This is a genomic window from Acidovorax soli (assembly GCF_014207955.1).
In the GTDB taxonomy this organism is placed as follows: Bacteria; Pseudomonadota; Gammaproteobacteria; order Burkholderiales; family Burkholderiaceae_C; genus Acidovorax; species Acidovorax soli_A.
The window spans coordinates 78,249-92,903 of the sequence record NZ_JACHLK010000003.1; the positions used below are offsets into that span (position 1 = coordinate 78,249).

The 14,655-nt window shown below is 69.1% G+C and carries 15 protein-coding genes; 6 read left to right on the forward strand and 9 right to left on the reverse strand.

The features are described 5' to 3' along the window. Window positions 1-263 precede the first annotated feature (263 nt). From hppD to HNP48_RS09145, 4 genes are all read left to right on the forward strand, one after another. The gene (hppD, locus tag HNP48_RS09130) at window positions 264-1,376 is read left to right on the forward strand and encodes a 4-hydroxyphenylpyruvate dioxygenase (RefSeq protein ID WP_184856610.1); all 1,113 of its coding nucleotides are present in this window, start codon (window positions 264-266) and stop codon (window positions 1,374-1,376) included. Next, window positions 1,373-1,672 carry a 4a-hydroxytetrahydrobiopterin dehydratase gene (locus HNP48_RS09135; RefSeq protein ID WP_184856611.1) on the forward strand — a complete coding sequence of 100 codons (300 nt, stop codon included), beginning with the start codon at window positions 1,373-1,375 and terminating at the stop codon, window positions 1,670-1,672. Before hppD ends, HNP48_RS09135 begins: the two co-directional genes overlap by 4 nt. 18 nt (window positions 1,673-1,690) lie before the next feature. Then, window positions 1,691-2,590 carry a phenylalanine 4-monooxygenase gene (gene phhA, locus HNP48_RS09140; protein WP_184856612.1) on the forward strand — a complete coding sequence of 300 codons (900 nt, stop codon included), beginning with the start codon at window positions 1,691-1,693 and terminating at the stop codon, window positions 2,588-2,590. A gap of 62 nt (window positions 2,591-2,652) precedes the next feature. Beyond that, window positions 2,653-3,156, forward strand: a complete 504-nt coding sequence (locus tag HNP48_RS09145; protein ID WP_184856613.1) for a low molecular weight protein-tyrosine-phosphatase — start codon at window positions 2,653-2,655, stop codon at window positions 3,154-3,156. Between the two features lie 5 nt (window positions 3,157-3,161). On the opposite strand, the gene HNP48_RS09150 is transcribed toward HNP48_RS09145, so the two are convergent. The 7 genes from HNP48_RS09150 to HNP48_RS09180 all read right to left on the reverse strand — a co-directional run bounded on the left by HNP48_RS09150 (window position 3,162) and on the right by HNP48_RS09180 (window position 10,908). Beyond that, the gene (locus HNP48_RS09150; RefSeq protein WP_184857080.1) at window positions 3,162-4,238 is read right to left on the reverse strand and encodes an XdhC family protein; all 1,077 of its coding nucleotides are present in this window, start codon (window positions 4,236-4,238) and stop codon (window positions 3,162-3,164) included. Window positions 4,239-4,302: 64 nt separating this feature from the next. Further along, window positions 4,303-4,983, reverse strand: a complete 681-nt coding sequence (locus HNP48_RS09155) for a CoxG family protein (protein ID WP_184856614.1) — start codon at window positions 4,981-4,983, stop codon at window positions 4,303-4,305. 31 nt (window positions 4,984-5,014) lie between these two features. Further along, on the reverse strand, window positions 5,015-6,232 hold the full coding sequence (locus HNP48_RS09160; RefSeq protein WP_184856615.1) for a VWA domain-containing protein: 1,218 nt from the start codon (window positions 6,230-6,232) through the stop codon (window positions 5,015-5,017). 1 nt (window position 6,233) lies between these two features. Further along, on the reverse strand, window positions 6,234-7,157 hold the full coding sequence (locus tag HNP48_RS09165; RefSeq protein ID WP_184856616.1) for a MoxR family ATPase: 924 nt from the start codon (window positions 7,155-7,157) through the stop codon (window positions 6,234-6,236). Between the two features lie 51 nt (window positions 7,158-7,208). Beyond that, complete coding sequence (locus tag HNP48_RS09170; protein ID WP_184856617.1) at window positions 7,209-8,000, reverse strand: xanthine dehydrogenase family protein subunit M; 792 nt, start codon at window positions 7,998-8,000, stop codon at window positions 7,209-7,211. 13 nt (window positions 8,001-8,013) lie between these two features. Continuing rightward, window positions 8,014-10,401 (reverse strand): xanthine dehydrogenase family protein molybdopterin-binding subunit, encoded by a 2,388-nt coding sequence (locus HNP48_RS09175; protein WP_184856618.1) that lies wholly within the window; start codon window positions 10,399-10,401, stop codon window positions 8,014-8,016. Between the two features lie 36 nt (window positions 10,402-10,437). Beyond that, window positions 10,438-10,908, reverse strand: a complete 471-nt coding sequence (locus tag HNP48_RS09180; protein ID WP_184856619.1) for a (2Fe-2S)-binding protein — start codon at window positions 10,906-10,908, stop codon at window positions 10,438-10,440. A 220-nt stretch (window positions 10,909-11,128) separates the two neighbouring features. On the opposite strand from HNP48_RS09180, the gene HNP48_RS09185 reads away from it, so the two are divergent. Beyond that, window positions 11,129-12,277, forward strand: coding sequence for a helix-turn-helix domain-containing protein (locus tag HNP48_RS09185; RefSeq protein ID WP_184856620.1), 1,149 nt, complete (start codon window positions 11,129-11,131; stop codon window positions 12,275-12,277). 35 nt (window positions 12,278-12,312) lie between these two features. Here the strand turns inward: HNP48_RS09185 and HNP48_RS09190 are convergent, their stop codons facing one another. Both HNP48_RS09190 and HNP48_RS09195 read right to left on the reverse strand, forming a co-directional pair. Next, window positions 12,313-13,092 (reverse strand): TOBE domain-containing protein, encoded by a 780-nt coding sequence (locus HNP48_RS09190; RefSeq protein ID WP_184856621.1) that lies wholly within the window; start codon window positions 13,090-13,092, stop codon window positions 12,313-12,315. A 21-nt stretch (window positions 13,093-13,113) separates the two neighbouring features. Beyond that, window positions 13,114-13,749 (reverse strand): LysE family translocator, encoded by a 636-nt coding sequence (locus tag HNP48_RS09195; protein ID WP_221480157.1) that lies wholly within the window; start codon window positions 13,747-13,749, stop codon window positions 13,114-13,116. A 128-nt stretch (window positions 13,750-13,877) separates the two neighbouring features. Between HNP48_RS09195 and modA the strand changes: the two genes are divergently transcribed. Further along, window positions 13,878-14,636, forward strand: a complete 759-nt coding sequence (gene modA / locus HNP48_RS09200) for a molybdate ABC transporter substrate-binding protein (protein ID WP_184856622.1) — start codon at window positions 13,878-13,880, stop codon at window positions 14,634-14,636. Window positions 14,637-14,655: the final 19 nt, after the last annotated feature.

Sequence of the window (14,655 nt, forward strand, 5' to 3'; positions counted from 1 at the left end):
GGAGCCCTGCGCCCCGCGATGCCGACATGGCGGCAGGGCTTCTGGCGTGAGAACCTGTTCAAGGTCACGCCGCGCAAACAAGCAGCAAGGTTGCGCCAATCGCGGATTCAGAGCTGATCGAATGCTCTACCTTTGATTTTTCGCATGAAACCAGCGCACAGCGGGCCGGCGCGTCCCGAACTTGCAAGATAACTGCGCCCCACTTTCCCTACAGTCGTCCCATCCCCGGCCTGAGTGCTGCCCACCGATGATGGAGACGATGTATGAGCGACCTGTTTGACAACCCCATGGGCCTGTGCGGCTTCGAGTTCGTGGAATTCGCCTCGCCCAAGCCCGGCGTGCTGGAGCCGATGTTCGAGAAGATGGGCTTCACCCTGGTGGCCAAGCACCGCTCCAAGAACGTGCTGCTGTACCGCCAGGGCGGCATCAACTTCATCGTGAACAACGAGCCGGGCAATGCGGCCTACTTCGCGGGCGAGCACGGCGCTTCGGCCTGCGGCCTGGCGTTCCGTGTGCGCGATGCGCACAAGGCCTACAAGCGCGCCCTGGAGCTGGGCGCCCAGCCCATCGAGATCCCGACCGGCCCGATGGAGCTGCGCCTGCCCGCGATCAAGGGCATCGGCGGTGCGCCGCTGTACCTGATCGACCGTTTCGAAGACGGCAAGTCCATCTACGACATCGATTTCGAGTTCCTGCCCGGCGTGGACCTGCACCCCAAGGGCCATGGCTTCCAAGTGGTGGACCATCTCACGCACAACGTGTACCGCGGCCGCATGGCCTACTGGGCCGACTTCTATACCAAGCTGTTCAACTTCCGCGAGATCCGCTACTTCGACATCTCGGGTGAGTACACGGGCCTGACCTCCAAGGCCATGACGGCACCGGACGGCCTGATCCGCATTCCGCTGAACGAGGAATCGCGCCAGGGCGGCGGCCAGATCGAAGAGTTCCTGATGCAGTTCAACGGTGAAGGCATCCAGCACATCGCCCTGCTGACCGACAACCTGCTCGAATCGATCGACCAGTTGCAGATGGCCGGCATCCCCCTGTTGACCGCCCCCAACGAGATCTACTACGAGAACCTGGCCAAGCGCCTGCCCGGCCACGGCCAGCCCGTGGGCGAGCTGCAGGCCCGCGGCATCCTGTTGGACGGCACGACCGAAGGCGGCCAGCCGCGCCTCTTGCTGCAGATCTTCTCGCAGCCCATGCTGGGCCCGGTGTTCTTCGAGTTCATCGAGCGCAAGGGCAACTACCGCGAAGGCTTTGGCGAAGGCAACTTCAAGGCGCTGTTCGAGTCGCTGGAGCGCGACCAGATCAACCGTGGCGTGCTGGCTGTGGACGACAAGGCCAAGGCCCCCGCCAAGGAAGCGGCATGAAGCTCACGCCCGAGCAGTTGGCAGCGCAGCTGCCCACGCTGGACGGCTGGGCCCACGGCGCCGAGCGCGGCGGCGTGCTCACCCGCGAGTTCCAGTTCAAGGACTTTGTGCAGGCCTTCGGCTTCATGGCCCAGGTGGCCCTGCATGCGGAGCGCATGAACCACCACCCCGAGTGGTTCAACGTCTACCACCGCGTGAACGTCACCCTGACCACGCACGACGTGGACGGCATCTCGGCCAAGGACATCGAGATGGCCACGCTGATGAACCGCATCGCCGCCGCCTTCACGGCATAGACGGCGCAGGAGACAACCATGCTGCAGCAGCTCAAGGAAACCGCCAAGCACGGCCTGGCGGCCGGGGACGCGCACGCCCCCGAACGGCCCGACTGGACCATCGACCAGGGCTGGGCCAACTACACCCAGGAAGAGCACGGCGTCTGGCGCACCCTGTTCGAGCGGCAGTCCAAGCTGCTGCCCGGCCGCGCCTGCGACGAATTCATCCGCGGCATGCAGGACCTGCCCATCGGCCCCGAGCAGATCCCCGACTTCGAGCAGATGTCCAAGGTGCTCAAGAAGCGCACGGGCTGGGAGGTGGTGGCCGTGCCCGGCCTGGTGCCCGATGACGTGTTCTTCGGCCACCTGGCCAACCGGCGCTTTCCGGCCGGGCAGTTCATCCGCAAGCCGCACGAGCTCGATTACCTGGAAGAGCCCGACGTCTTCCACGACGTGTTCGGCCATGTGCCCATGCTGATGAACCCTGTCATCGCCGACTACATCCAGGCCTATGGCGAAGGCGGCTTGCGCGCCAGCCGCCTGGGAGTGCTGGAGAAGCTGGCGCGCGTGTACTGGTACACGGTGGAGTTTGGCCTGGTGCAGCAGAGCGACGGCCTGCGCATCTACGGCGCGGGCATTGCCTCCTCGGCCAGCGAGACGCGCTTCTCGGTCGAGAGCGATTCGCCCAACCGCGTGCGCTTCGAGCTGGAACGCGTGATGCAAACGAACTACCGCATCGACGACTTCCAGGAGACCTACTTCGTGCTGGGCCACCTGGACGAGCTGCTGGAGCTGGCCCAGATCGACTTTGCGCCGCTCTACGACCGCTTGAAGGGCGCGCCCGAGCACGACGCCGGCGCGGTGCTGGCCAGTGACCAGGTGCTGACACGCGGCACCCTGGCCTACCACGACGCGAAGCGAGAGAAAGCCTTGGCCTGACCGCTCGCCATGAGACACTGCCAACGGCCCCACGCGGGGCCGTTTGGCATTCAGGGGCACACATGGCATCACCGACACCGGGCTATTCGGTCCTTTTTCTCTGCATGGGCAACATCTGCCGCAGCCCCACGGCGCACGGCGTGTTCCGCCACCGCGTGCGGGCGGCCGGGCTTGATGGTGTGGTGCGGGTCGACTCGGCCGGCACGCACAACTACCACCCGGGCGAGCCGCCGGACCACCGTTCGCAAAAACACGCCACCCGGCGTGGCTATGACCTGTCGGACCTGCGCGCAAGGCAGATGCTGCAGGCCGATTTCGCAACGCACGACCTGGTGCTCGCCATGGACTGGGACAACCTGGCCATGGCGCAGGAGCTGTGCCCACCCCAGCATGCCCACAAGCTCCGGCGCCTCACGGAGTTCTGCCTGCGCATGGACAGCCCCGTGGTGCCCGACCCGTACTACGGCGGCGCCAGCGGCTTCGACGATGTGCTGGACCTGGTGGAGGATGCCTGCGAGGGCCTGCTTGCGCATGTGCAGCGGGAGCTGCAGGGCCGCAAGCGCTGACGCGATCAGCGCCTGACCGCGCAGACCAGCGGCCCGGGGTCGTTGTGCGCCACGTCCCGGTCGTTCTTGGCTTGGGCCACCTCCATCACGCGCGGCAGGGCCACGCCGTTCTTCACGGCCAGGATCTCGGCCATCACGCTCACGGCGATCTCGGGCGGGGTCTTGCTGCCGATGTAGATGCCGATGGGCCCGCGCAGGCGCACGAGGCTGGCCTCGGTCTGGTCGAAATGCTCGATCATGCGCGCGCGGCGCGCCTCGTTGTTGCGGCGCGAACCGATGCCGCCCACATAGAAGGCCTCCGTGGACAAGGCCTCCAGCAGCGCCAGGTCGTCGAGCTTGGGGTCGTGCGTGAGCGCCACCACGCAGCTGCGCCGGTCGGGCTTGAAGTCTGCCACCACGTCGTCAGGCATGGCGCTCACCAGGGTGGCGCCGGGCACCTTCCAGCCGTGGCGGTATTCCTCGCGCGGGTCGCACACGGTCACGGCGAAACCATTGAACAAGGCCATGGTGGCCAGGTACTCGGCCATCTGCCCCGCGCCGATGATGAGCATGCGGTACTCGGGGCCGAAGGTGTTGGTCAGCTCCTGGCTGTCCACGGCCAGCTCGGCCGGCTCCGTGGCCATGGCCAGCGCCACCGCGCCATCGGCCAGACGCACCGTGCGGCGCACCAGGCGCCCGGCTTCGAGCGCGGCGATCAGCTCGGCCAGGCAGACGGGGTCGGGGTCGTATTCGAGCAGCAGTTCCAGCGTGCCGCCGCAGGGCAGGCCGAAGCGGTGCGCCTCGTCCGCCGTGATGCCATATTTGACGAAAGACGGGGGGCCGTTGGGAATGCGGTGCTCATGGCCCGTGGCCCCGGCACGCTCCTGCGCATAGGCACGCGTGTGGCGGTCGATCAGGTCGTCTTCGATGCAGCCGCCCGAGACCGAACCCACCACCGCACCATCGTCGCACAGCGCCATGATCGAGCCCACGGGCCGCGGGGACGATCCCCACGTGCGCACCACCGTGGCCAGCAGCGCACGCCGGCCCGCCGCACGCCAGCCGTGCAGGGTGCGCAGCACCATCACATCGAGGTTTTCCATCGTCGTCGTCATCGTGCGTAGATTGTGCCCAAGGCCCGGCGGTTCCGTGCGCCAGGGGGCAAGCTCAATTCAACCACCAAGCGATGGCCACCAGGGCCACCGCGCCCGCCACCCAGACCCACACGGGAATACCGCCGCCCTGCGCCTCCTGGGCACCCGTGGCCTGCAGGCCTGCCCGCTGGCTCGGGACAAAGCCGCTCGGCGGCCCGGCATCCTCGCCGGGCTGGGTGGGGATTTCGGTGGGCACGGTGTCCGGTGCGCCCTCCACCGCGGGGGACGCGGGGGGATGGCGGCGCTGCATCTCGGCGTCAAAGCGCTTGAAGAAGTCCTCGGCCATGCCCTTGGCGGCACCGTCGATCAGGCGCTGGCCCAGTTGGGCGATCTTGCCGCCCACGGTGGCGTGCACGGTGTAGTGCAGCTCGCAGCGCTCCTGGGCCCCCTCGGGTGCCAGCGGTTCCAGCCGTACCTGGGCACTGCCCTTGCCGAAGCCCGCCACACCGCCCGAGCCGTCGAAGGCGATGGTGTAGCTTTCGGGCGGCACGCTGTCCGACAGCGTGATCTTGCCCGCGAACTTGGCCGAGACCGGGCCGATCTTGAGCGCCATGGCCACGCTGTACTGGTTCTCGCCGGTGGGCTCGACCTTCTCGCAGCCGGGGATGCACAGCTTGAGCACCTCGGGGTCGTTGAGCGCTGCCCAGGCCTGGCTCTGGCTGACGGCAAGGGTGCGGCTGGCTTGCATTTCCATGGTGGGAATCCTCGGTTCGTTCTTCAGATGGTCATTGGCGCAGCACGGTGGCAATGCTGCCTGCCAGGTCCTGCAGACGGCTCAGGTCGTGCACGGCCAGCATGCCGTGCGCCTGGCGGTGCAGCACGGCCGCGCCGCGTGCCGTGGGCGCATAGCCGCCAAAGCGCAGCAGCGGGTTGAGCCAGAGCAGGCGCGCACAGTGGCGGCGCAGCCAGCCCAGTTCCTGCTCCAGCAGTTCGGGCGCGCCGGTATCGAGGCCATCGGTGATGAGCAGCACCAGGGTGCGCCGCCCCACCAGCCGGCGCACATGCTGCAGGCGCAGCGCGCGCAGGCTTTCGCCCATGCGCGTGCCGCCGGCAAAGTCGGCAATGGCATGGCTGGCGGCCTGCAGCATGGCATCGGTATCGGCCAGGCGGAAGGCTGGCGTGAGATCGGTCAAGCCCGTGCCGAAGGCGAACACGTCGCGCCGCAGCGCCCCAGCGCGCCGTGGTGCGGTGGCGGCGTGCAAAAAGGCCAGCAGCAGGCGCGCATAGCGCTCCATGGAACCCGACACGTCGACCAGCACCAGCAGCGGCAGCGGCTGGCGGCGGCGCTGCAGCAGCGGCACCTGCAAAAATTCGCCCCCCGTGCGCGCCGTCTGGTGCATGGCACCGGGCCAGTGCGGGCGGCTGCCACGCACACCCGGGCGGGTGCGGCGGGCGGCGTAGTCGGGCAAGGGCAGCGGAATGTCGCGCGCCAACTGCTCCACCAGCCGGTATTCGCTGGCCGAGAGCTGGTTGAAATCCGCATGGCGCAGGCGCGCCAGATCGCTGGCCGTCATGGCGGCGTCGAAGTCGACCTTGTCCTCCTCGCGCGGCGGGGCCTTGCGCGCGGCACGCACGGGGGCCAGGGCTTCGCTCACGCGCGGGCGGCGCTTCACGGGCTCGGCCTTGGCCTCGGCGCTGGGCAGCATCTGGGCCAGCAGCTTCTGCGCCACGTTCGGGTTCTTGAAGTAGGCGTCGAAGAGCTCGCGGAACACCAGGCGGTCCTGCTCGCGGCTCACCAGCACGGCCTCCAGCGCTGCGGCGACATCCTGGCGCTGCAGGCCCACCAGCAGCACGGCCTGCTGGGCCAGGGCCATGCGCGCGGCGTCCACGCGCACGCCCGCGCGGCGCAGGGTGCGGCCAAAGCCGGTGAGGTTGTCGGCCAGCTTGCCGGTGCGCGCATCGCCCAGCTGGGAAGCCGTCGCAGTGGAGGAAGCGCCCCCCATCTCAGGCCTCGGTATCCTGGGGCTTGAGCAGCTCGGCGGTCATGTCCCGCGTGAGCGCTGCCACGTCCTCGCGCTGCTTGAACAAGATCCCTGCGGTGTCGGAGACGATCTCCGGGTCCACGACCAGGGTGTCGAGTGCCACCAGGGCCTTGGCCCACTCCACGCTCTCGGCGATGCCGGGCGCACGCTGGAAGGCATTGGCAAAGGGCTGGCTGCGCAGGCGGCCCACAAAGTCCGCCACCTGGGCGGCGAGGGCCTCGCTGGCGCCGGGCACCTGGGCGCGCACGATGGCCAGTTCGCGCTCGCGCTCGGGGTAGTCGAGCCAGTGGTACAGGCAGCGGCGCTTGACGGCATCGTGCAGGTCGCGCGTGCGGTTGCTGGTGAGCAGGGTGACCGGCGTGGCCGTGGCGCGCACGGTGCCGATTTCGGGAATGCTGACCTGGTACTCGCCCAGGTATTCGAGCAGAAAGGCCTCGAAGGGTTCGTCGGCGCGGTCCACCTCGTCGACCAGCAGCACCGCCCCGGGTGCGGGCGCCTGCAGGGCCTGCAGCAGGGGGCGCCGGATCAGGTAGCGCTCTTGGTAGACCTCGGCCTCGATGTCCCGTGCACCGCCGGGCATGAGTTCCGCTGCGCGCATATGCAGCAACTGGGCGGCATAGTTCCATTCGTACAACGCCTCGCGCTGCTCCAGCCCGTCGTAGCATTGCAGGCGGATCAGGCTGCGCGCCAGCACCTCGGACAGCGCCTTGGCCAGCGCGGTTTTGCCCACGCCGGGCTCGCCTTCGAGCAGCAGCGGGCGCTGCAGTTGGAGCGCAAGGAACACGGCGGTCGCCAGCCGCCGGTCGGCAAAATAGCCCACGCGCTGCAGGGCCTGCACCAGGTCGTCGATGGAGGCCAGTTCAGGCGGCAAGGCAGCAGCGTTCATAGACAAAAGAGAGTCCGCCATGCACACCGGCACATGGCGGACGGGGGAAGGTCAGCCCAGCATCTGGGCCACGGCGCGTTGGGTTTGCACACTGATCAAATTGGCGCGGTAGGCGGCGCTGGCATGGATGTCGCTGTTCAGATCGCTCGCATCCACCTTCACCGCAGCGGCCGACGCCACCGAGAAGTCCTTGTTCAACGCGGCCTCCAGCGCCTGCTGGCGGAACACGCTGCTCGCAGCCCCGGTGACGGCTACACGCACGCCCACATCGGTCTGCGCCACGAACACCCCCACCAGCGAGAAGCGCGAGGCCGGCTGCTTGAACTTGAGGTAGGCCGCGCGCTTCGGGATCGGGAAGCGGATCGCGGTGATCAGCTCACCTTCGTTCAGCGCCGTGGTGTACATGCCCACGAAGAAGCCGTCCGCCGCGATCTCGCGTTGATCGGTGATGACGGTGGCGTTCAGCGCCAGCACGGCGCTGGGGTAGCAGGCCGCAGGGTCGTTGTTGGCCACCGATCCGCCCAGCGTGCCACGGGCGCGCACCTGCCGGTCGCCGATGTGCGCGGCCAGGTGGGCCAGCGCCGGGACGGCGGCTTGCACTTCGGCGCTGCCGGCCACGTCCATGTGCCGCGTCATCGCGCCGATCACCAGGGCATTGCCCTCGCGGCGGATGCCCGCCAGCTCGGCAATGCCATTGAGGTCCACCACCTGGCCGGGTTTGGCCAGACGCAGCCGCATCGAGGGCAGCAGGCTCTGCCCGCCGGCAATGGGCTTGCCGCCCGCGCCCGCCAGGCGCACCGCATCGGCCACGCTGGCCGGGGTTTCATAGGTGAATGCATACATGGTGTGCTTCTCCTCAGGCTTTGGCGTTCTGAATCACTTCCCACACGCGGTGCGGGGAGGCTGGCATGTCGAAATCCTTCACGCCCAGCGGGCGCAGCGCGTCGAGCACGGCATTGATCACCGCGGGCGGCGAGCCGATGGCACCGGCCTCGCCGCAGCCCTTGGTGCCCAGCGGGTTGTGGGTGCAGGGCGTGCAGACATGGCCAAGCTTGAACTCGGGGAAGTCGTCGGCGCGCGGCATGGCGTAGTCCATGAAGCTGCCGGTGAGCAGCTGGCCGGTCTCGCGGTCGTACACGCAGTTCTCCAGCAGCGCCTGGCCGATGCCCTGCACCAGGCCGCCATGCACCTGGCCCTCCACGATCATGGGGTTGATGATGGTGCCGAAGTCGTCCACCGCGGTGAAGCGGTCCACGCGCGTGGCGCCGGTGGCGGGGTCCACCTCCACCTCGCAGATGTAGGTGCCGGCCGGGAAGGTGAAGTTGGTCGGGTCGTAGAAGGCCGTCTCGTTGAGCCCGGGCTCCAGCTTGTCCAGCGGGTAGTTGTGCGGCACATAGGCCGTGAGCGCCACCTGGCCGAAGGGGATCTTCTTGTCCGTGCCACGCACGCTGAACTCGCCGCCGCTGAAGTCGATGTCGGCGTCGCTGGCCTCCATCAGGTGGGCCGCGATCTTCTTGGCCTTGGCCTCGATCTTGTCCAGCGCCTTCATGATGGCCGCGCCACCCACGCTGATCGAGCGCGAGCCGTAGGTGCCCATGCCGAAGGGCACGCGGCCGGTATCGCCGTGCACGATGTCCACGTTCTCCACCGGAATGCCCAGGCGCGCCGCCACCACCTGCGCAAAGGTGGTCTCGTGCCCCTGGCCGTGGCTGTGCGAGCCGGTGAACACCGTCACGCTGCCCGTGGGGTGCACGCGCACCTCGCCGCACTCGAACAGCCCGGCACGCGCGCCCAGCGCGCCCGCGATGTTGGATGGCGCGATGCCGCAGGCCTCGATGTAGCTGCTGTAGCCCACGCCGCGCAGCAGGCCCTTGGCGGCGCTGGCGCTCTTGCGCGCCTCGAAGCCGGCCACGTCGGCCAGCGCCTGGGCCTGGGTCATGCACGCGTGGTAGTCGCCCACGTCGTACTGCAGCGCCACCGGCGTCTGGTAGGGGAAGCTGGTGATGAAGTTGCGCTTGCGGATCTCGTCCTGCGACAGGCCCAGGTCCCACGCGCAGCGCGTGACCAGGCGCTCGAGCAGGTAGGTGGCCTCGGGCCGGCCCGCGCCGCGGTAGGCATCGACCGGCGCGGTGTTGGTGAACCAGGCGTCCACCTCCACATAGACCTGGGGCGTGGTGTACTGGCCTGCGAGCAGCGTGGCGTACAGGATGGTGGGCACGGCCGTGGCAAAGGTCGACAGGTAGGCGCCCAGGTTGGCGTCGGTGTGCACGCGCATGGCCAGGAACTTGCCGTCCTTGTCCAGCGCCATCTCGGCATGGCTCACGTGGTCGCGGCCATGGGCGTCCGAGAGAAAGGCCTCGCTGCGGTCGGCCACCCACTTGATGTTGCGGTTGAGCTTCTTCGCGGCCCAGGTCAGGCACACGTCTTCGGCGTACAGGAAGATCTTGGAGCCGAAGCCGCCGCCCACGTCGGGGGCGATCACGCGCACCTTGTGCTCGGGCAGGCCCATCACGAAGGCCGTCATGAGCAGGCGCTCCACGTGCGGGTTCTGGTTGCTCACGTACAGCGTGTACTCCTCGGTGGCACGGTTGTACGAACCGATGGCCGCGCGCGGCTCCATGGCATTGGGGATCAGGCGGTTGTTGACCAGGTCGAGCTTGGTCACGTGCGCGGCGCCGGCAAAGGCCGCATCCACCGCGCCCTTGTCGCCGATGGCCCACTTGTAGCAGTGGTTGTCGGCCGCGATGTCGTGCAGCGCGGCGCCGGCCACGCTGTTCGCCGCCGCATCGGCCACGCTGACCACGGCGGGCAGCACGTCGTAGTCCACCTCCACCAGCTCGGCCGCATCGCGCGCCTGCTGCTGCGTGAGCGCCACGACGATGGCCACGTGGTCGCCCACATAGCGCACCTTGCCCTGCGCCAGGATGGGGTGCGGCGGCTCCTTCATGGGCTGGCCGTCGGTGCTGGTGATGAGCCAGCCGCAGGGCAGGCCGTTGATGTTGTCGGCCGCCACGTCGGCGCCCGTGAACACGCCCAGCACACCGGGCGCGGCCCGGGCGGCATCGGTGTTGACGCTGTTGATGCGCGCATGCGCATGCGGCGAGCGCACGAACACGGCATGGCTCTGCGCGGCCAGCACCACGTCGTCGGTGTACTGGCCCGCACCGGTGAGGAAGCGGTAGTCCTCCTTGCGGCGAAGGGCCTCGCCGATGTGCGGCAGCTTGGAGAAGTCGGAAGCACCCATGGTCTTGTCTCCTGGTGTGTGAGTTCTGGACGGGGGTCAGGCCGACGCCATGGCTTTTTGACCGTGTTGCACGGCACGCACGATGTTCTGGTAGCCGGTGCAGCGGCAGATGTTGCCCTCCAGCAGCTCGCGGATCTCGCCCTCGCTGGCCTTGGGGTGGTGGGTGCACAGGTCGACCGCGCTCATCACCATGCCCGGGGTGCAGAAGCCGCACTGCAGGCCATGGCACTCCTTGAAGGCCGCCTGCATGGGGTGCATGCTGCCGTCGGCCGCGGCCAGCCCTTCGATGGTCTGCACCTGGGCCCCTTGGGCCTGCACGGCCAGCATGGCGCAGGATTTCACCGCGCGGCCGTTGACATGCACGGTGCATGCGCCGCACTGGCTGGTGTCGCAGCCCACGTGCGTGCCGGTGAGCATCAGGTGCTCGCGCAGCGCGTGGACCAGCAGGGTGTTGGGGGGGACATCAACGCTGGCCGGCTGGCCGTTGACGGTGAACTGGACTTGCATCTGGCTGTCTCCTCGAGGGGTGTTGGCTGGATCTGCAAGCCGCATCTTGGTCCGGGCGCGGGGCCGGATTCCTAGGGTGAACCCTAGCTTGGTGCCGGCCGGGCACGGATATTCTCAAATTGAAACATGCTGCAGTGCACACCGGCGCATCATGCGCACTGCACACCGAAGCACCCCGCAGTGGGTGCACCGGCCCGCCACCCCACGGGAGTCGTTGTCCATGCTGTCCGCCGCTGCCGTCACGCCATCGCCCGATGAGCGCCAGGCCCTGATCGCCCGCGCCCGCACCGCCCTGTTCAGCCAGGGCCAGGTGCCTGCCGCGCTGGGCATCGAGCCGTGGATCGTGCGCTCCTGGCAGCGCTGCATGGCCCAGGGCCAGACGCCGCGCCAGCGTGTGGCCTTCGACCTGGTGAGCGCCGCCACGCTGCGCGGCGTGGCCGAGCAGCACCGCCACCTGCTGCAGGCTGCGCGCCCCGTGCTCGGCCACCTCACGCGCGCCATTGCCGGCATGCACTACTTCGCCGTGCTGACCGACGCGCGCGGCGTGGTGGTCGACGTGCAGGGCGCACTCGACCACCGCGACGCGCGGGTGCATGCCATCGGCCGCGTGGGCATCGACCTGTCGGAGGCCGCCGTGGGCACCACCGCCATTGGCGCCGCCCTGGCCGAGCTGCAGCCCGTGTGGCTGCATCGGGGCGAGCATTTCTTCGACGACAACACCCACTACAGCTGTGCCGGCGCCCCCCTGTTCGACCCCGAGGGCAGCTGCACCGGCATGCTGGACCTGACCGGCGTGGACGTGCCCGAGCGGCCCGAGCTGCGCCACCTGGTGGACCGCTCGGCCCGTGCCATCGAAGACGCCCTGCTGCTGCAGCGCCCCCACGCCCTGCTGCTGCGCCTGAACTGGCCCGGCAGCACCCTGGGCGGCGAAGGCGACGGCCTGGTGCTGCTGGACGCCGACGGCTACCTGCTGGGCAGCAACCGCACGGCACGCCAGTTGGTGCCCCAGCCGCTGCGCGCACCGGGCAGCCGGGCCCATGCCAGCGAACTGCTGGCCCTGCCCTGGCCGCTGCTGTTCGACGCGGCGCAGCGCCAGCACGCCGGCAGCGCCCCGCTGGACCTGCCGCTGTGGTCCGGCCTGCGCCTGCAGGGCATGGCCCTGGCGCCCCGGCAGGGCCATGCCCCCCGCAGCCTGCTGAGCACCTCCGCAGCACCGGCCGTGGCCGCAGCGCCGCTGCGCGAAGCCGAAACCGCGCTCATCCGCCAGGCGGTGCAGGAGGCGCGCGGCAATGTGGCCGAGGCGGCGCGCGCCCTGGGCATCAGCCGGGCCACGGTGTACCGCAAGCTGGGAACCCCGAAGGGGCATTGATTCGCACTCGCCCTGGCCCAGGGCGATCTTCGCGCTCAGCCTTGCGCGAGCGCGATCACCACGGCGTTGTCTTCCACCACCAGCAGCACCCGGCTGCCGGCACGCAGGCCGCTGTCGGGCGCGGCAAAACCCACCATCTGGATGCCCCCGTCCAGCTCGGCAGACACTTCATCGCCCGATTCCCCCCGCACCACGCGCACCGCCCTGGCGGGCAGCCGGCACGTGCCGGGTACGGCCGGTGGCAGGTCTTTGCCGGCGCGCTCCACGCGCACCGCCGTGGCCTTGCACAGGGCCTGCACCGCCAGGCCGGGCGCCAGGCCCAGCAGCTCGACACTCTCCAGCGTGATACGGGCGCTGAGGAAAGCCGCGGCCCCGCCGTCGCCCTGCCCCAGGTGCACGCGCACGATCTGGCCCAGGGGCTCCAGCCGCTGCACCGTGCAGGGCCACTGGTTGCGCATGCTGGTGCGCACCGCCAGGCGGGCTGCCGCCGGGCCGGCGCGGCCCTCCCAGCGGGCCAGCACGGCGCTGCGCGCCTGGGCCATGGCATCGGCCGCGGCCAGCAGCTGGTGGCCGGCCTCGGTCAGTTGCGCACCACCGCCGCCGGCGCCCCCCACGGCACGGTCCACCAGCGGCGTGCCGGCCAGGTTGGTCAGGGTGTCGAGCGCCTGCCAGGCAGCCTTGTAGCTCACGCCGACGGCGCGCGCCGCCTGCGAGATGGAGCCACCCGCGCCGATCTCGCGCAGGATGGCAATGCGCTTGTCGGCCATGTCATGGCCGAGCGCGCCCGCAAAGGAGACGGGAGGGGTGCCAGGCATCGGAGGGGCGCGGTGCCTTGCCTAGCGCCGGTTGCCCAGCGCCAGCACCGAGATGCCCGAGGCGATGAAGGTGACGCCGGCACCGGTGTTGAGCCACTTCGTGGCGCGCGGCCGGCGTACCAGCCAGCCCGAGAGCTGCGCCGCGCAGCTGCCCAGCACCGAGAAGATGATGGCCGTGAGCACCGCGAAGATCGCGCCATACACCAGCATCTGCGTGGCCACGGGGCCGCGCGTTGCGTCCACGAACTGGGGAATGAAGGCCAGCACGAACAGCCCCGGCTTGGGGTTGAGCACGTTGGAGAACAGGCCCACGCCGAACACCTTGGCCAGCGGCTGGTGGGCGGCGGGTGCGAACGAGATCAGGTTGCCCGCCGTGAGCGCCTTGTAGCCCAGGTACAGCAGGTAGGCCGCGCCCGCGATCTTCACGGCCCAGAAGGCCAGCGGCGAGGCTTGCACGATGAGCGTGAGCCCCAGCGTGGCCGCCACCGTGTGCACCATGATGCCCAGGCCTGCGCCCACTGAGGAGAGCACGGCCGCCAGCCGCCCCTGGCTCAGGCCGCGGCTGATGGCCAGGATGTTGTCCGGCCCCGGTGCAAAGACCACGACGATCACGGCAACGAGGTAGGCGGCGAGGATTTCAGCGGGGAACATCGGCATGGTGGGCACAGTGTAGGGGATCCCCGGGGAATACCGCCACGCAGCACAAGGGCTGCCTGCGCAACGCAGGCACTGCTTTTATACTTTCGCTATTCCATCAATGAACAGCGCTTGCGCGCCCTACCGCCATGCAGATGCCTGCCGCCCGCTTTCTTTCCGTTCTCAGCCTGGCCCTGGCCGCAGCCGCTTCGGCCCATGCCGAGCAGGTCTCGGTCGCAGTGGCCGCCAACTTCACGGCGCCCATGCAGAAGATCGCGGCCGCTTTCGAGGCCGACACCGGCCACAAGGCCGAGCTGTCGTTCGGCGCCACGGGCAAGTTCTATGCGCAGATCACCAATGGCGCGCCGTTCCAGATCCTGCTGTCGGCCGACGACAACACGCCCGCCAAGCTCGAACGCGAAGGCAAGGTGGTGGCCAACTCGCGCTTCACCTACGCCATCGGCACCCTGGTGCTGTGGAGTGCCAAGGACGGCTATGTGGACGACAAGGGCGCCGTGCTCAAGAGCGGCGACTTCAAGCACCTGGCCATCGCCAACCCCAAGCTGGCCCCTTACGGCCTGGCCGCCACGCAGGTGATGGACAAGCTCGGCCTCACCGCCACGCTGCAGCCGCGTTTCGTGCAGGGCGAGAACATCGCGCAAACCTACCAGTTCGTGGCCACGGGCAATGCGCAACTGGGCTTTGTCGCACTGTCGCAGGTGATGGTGGACGGCAAGATCGCCCAGGGCTCGGCCTGGCAGGTGCCGGCCGACATGCACGAGCCGATCCGCCAGGATGCGGCGCTGCTGGAGACGGGCAAGGGCAATGCGGCCGCCACGGCGCTGATGCAGTACCTGAAAGGCGACAAGGCCAAGGGCATCATCAAGTCTTACGGCTATAGTTTCTGACCAGTCCCCTGCACGAGCC